This is a genomic window from uncultured Rothia sp., assembly GCF_937976295.1.
GTDB lineage: Bacteria > Actinomycetota > Actinomycetes > Actinomycetales > Micrococcaceae > Rothia.
This window is the reverse complement of record NZ_CALJRY010000358.1, coordinates 1-2,568: the sequence shown is the minus strand read 5'-3', so window position 1 is coordinate 2,568 and position 2,568 is coordinate 1. Positions and strand designations below refer to the sequence as shown.

2 protein-coding genes are annotated in these 2,568 nt (G+C 62.3%); both read right to left on the bottom strand.

Annotated elements, in window-relative coordinates; translation table 11 throughout:
- Nucleotides 1-433 precede the first annotated feature (433 nt).
- On the bottom strand, nt 434-1,519 hold the full coding sequence (locus Q0216_RS09575) for a 4-hydroxy-3-methylbut-2-enyl diphosphate reductase (protein ID WP_298594883.1): 1,086 nt from the start codon (nt 1,517-1,519) through the stop codon (nt 434-436).
- Between the two features lie 27 nt (nt 1,520-1,546).
- The coding region (locus tag Q0216_RS09570) for a dehydrogenase (protein WP_298594882.1) at nt 1,547-2,568 on the bottom strand (1,022 nt) is incomplete at its 5' end.

Sequence of the window (2,568 nt, the reverse complement as noted above, 5' to 3'; positions counted from 1 at the left end):
GTCCGCGAGCCGTCGCAACAAACTGCATATAGGCACAGAAAAGGCTCTCCGGTATATCGGAGAGCCTTTTCTGTATGTACTAGAACTAGCGAACCTAAACCTTACGGTGTAGCCGGTCAAGCGTAAACGGCGCAACGGACTTGCGTAGCGGGGGCTCCGTCCTCGAAGCGCCCCCAGGCGCTGAAGAGGGGGCACTCCCCCGCGTAGCGTGAGCGCAAAGCTGCGCATGCGCCCCTAACCGTGCATCCTCAAGCCTCCTCCCCCGCGTAGCGTGAGCGCGAAGCTGCACAAGCATCCCAACCCGTTCGTCCTCATGCGCCGCAGGGGGAAACCGGTGCGCACCGCTGCCCTAAACCACGCATCCTCAGGCACGAAAAACCCCGCGTCTTCTCCCCACACGGGGAAGAGGACACGGGGTCATCAGCTAAAAGTATTAGCGAGTGGGCTTAGCGCCGCGGCCACCGAGCTGGCGGCCCACGTTCTCGTCATTCTTCAGGGCGGAACGCAGTTCCTTCGGCAGGGAGAAGAGAATGTCTTCCTTAGCGGTCTCCACCTCTTCGATAGTGCTGTAGCCGTACTCAGCCAGCAGTGCCAGCACCTCCTGAACCAGCACCTCCGGCACAGACGCGCCCGAAGTCAGACCCACGGTCGCCACGCCCTCGAACCAGGCCTCGTCCACCTGGTGTGCAAAGTCCACACGCTCGGCACGCTTAGCACCGTATTCGAGTGCCACTTCCTTCAGGCGCACAGAGTTCGAGGAGTTTGCCGAGCCAACCACGATCACCAGGTCTGCGCGCGGAGCAATCTCTTTGATGGCGCCCTGGCGGTTGGAGGTTGCGTAGCAGATATCGTCCGAGGGCGGATCCTGCAGGGAGGGGAAACGCTCACGCAGACGCGCCACGGTTTCCAGGGTTTCGTCCACGGACAGGGTGGTCTGAGAAATCCAGACGACCTTCTCCGGGTTGCGGACGGTCACCTGATCCACCTCGTCGGGCGAGTTCACAATCTGGATGTGGTCGGGCGCTTCACCGGCGGTACCCTCGACCTCTTCGTGGCCGGTGTGGCCGATGAGCAGGATGTCGTAGTCCTGCTTGGCGAAACGTACAGCCTCGCGGTGCACCTTGTTCACCAGCGGGCAGGTCGCGTCAATAGTGTTTAGGGAACGCTCGCCAGCTGCGGAAACCACTGCCGGGGACACGCCGTGCGCCGAGAACACGGTCACGGAACCTTCGGGAACTTCGTCCACTTCATCAACGAAGATAGCGCCCTGCTTCTCCAGGGTCTCCACCACGTGGCGGTTGTGAACAATCTGCTTACGCACGTAGACGGGCGCGCCGTAGTGCTCCAGCGCCTTCTCAACAGCGATCACGGCACGGTCAACGCCTGCGCAGTAACCGCGCGGGGTGGCGAGCAGGACTTTCTTCTCACCGGTAACGGGTGCGGAGGCTTCAACCTCGGCGCGGGTGCGGCGCTCGCGGGGTACGGGCGGCAGGCCCAGGGCAATAGTTTCAGTGGACATGGTTACTATCCTACGTTGTTCGGACTTTTAGTGTGTGATGACTGTGGCACCGCTCGCAGGGCTACGACCCAGGGCGGTGAGGCGAATCAGGATACCGAGCAGCAGGGCGAGGATTGCCAGGACCAGCCCGTAGCTTGCCGCCGCCTCCAGATGCCCGGTCAGTGACGGTGCGAGCTGATTCCATACCCCGGTAATCAGCGCCGTTCCGGCGGTGCTGTGGCTGGTAATTCCTAGGGATTCGGGGCTCTGGCCGCCTAACCAGGCTGCGGCGCCCCATCCCAGCAGGGCGTAGAGCAGAGCCGTAACCACGGGCACCAGGATGCGGTGCCTGGGTGCCAGCAACGTAGCCAGCAGTAGGCTCAGCACCGAGATGATGGTCAGCGGCACGGTGGACTTGCCCAGCGCGGCGGCACGGTTAATGCCGGCGTGCAGGTACCATTCCTGCTGGTTCTGCTGGCTGTTGCCGTCCTTCACCCGGTCAATGTTGAGGGTTTCAGGGCCGAGCTTCGTCAGGTCCGGGTCGAAGGAGCCGATAGAGCCGACCTTCGCATCCAGCGCACGGTAGAAGGGGGTGAGCACAATGACGGCGGGACCGTCCTGGTGTTCAAGGTTGTAGCGGCGAGTTTCCTCGGCGATTTCCTTCCAGAGGCTTCGATATTCTTCAGTTTTTGACAGCTCAGCCGCGGAACGGTTGAGCAGGGAACGTATGCCGTCTTGTGTCGGCTTTACAAGAATGGAGTATAAGCCGCTTTCTTTGGTGCCGTCGAGGAAGGTTGTCATAGCTTCGGAGTTCATGAGGTCTTCGACCGCACCGTCCGCGATGCGCGAGGCGAGCTGCGAATCCTCCGCCAGGTTGGAGGAAATCTGCGAGAAACCACGCTCTGACATGAGCTTTGAGTTCACCCAGGCGCCCGCGGTTGCGCCCAGACCGGTCACCAGGGCCAGGGCGCACAGCACAACGGTCAGGAACCTGCGCAGACCCGCCGCGATGGGAGGCTCCGGGGCAGCCTGCAATTCGGCCTTAGTGGGGGCTGTCCCGTGGCCGAGCG